Genomic DNA, 440 nt, shown 5'->3' on the forward strand with positions numbered 1-440 from the left:
CCTGTTGCAAATCCTGACCATGATTGCCATGTCGCCACCGGCGGACCTGACGACTGACCGCATTCGCGACGAGAAAGTGAAGGTACTGCGTTCACTACGCCGCATAGATCAGACCAATGTACGTGAAACCACAGTGCGTGGTCAGTACACTGCCGGCTTCGTGCAGGGCAAAAAGGTACCGGGTTATCTGGAAGAAGAAGGGGCGAATAAAAGCAGCAACACTGAAACCTTCGTCTCAATCCGCGTTGATATCGACAACTGGCAGTGGGCCGGCGTGCCGTTCTACCTGCGTACCGGTAAGCGTCTGCCGACCAAATGTTCTGAAGTGGTCGTCTACTTCAAGAACCCGCCGTTGAACCTGTTCAGCGATTCTTACCAGCAGTTGCCGCAGAACAAACTGACCATTCGTCTGCAGCCGGATGAAGGCATCGAAATTCAGG

At 53.9% G+C, this 440-nt stretch carries 1 pseudogene; it reads left to right on the forward strand.

Annotated elements, in window-relative coordinates:
• Window positions 1-440, forward strand: a pseudogene (locus CVN76_RS00405) (glucose-6-phosphate dehydrogenase); the annotation flags it as partial.

The organism is Bacillus sp. mrc49, assembly GCF_002803435.1.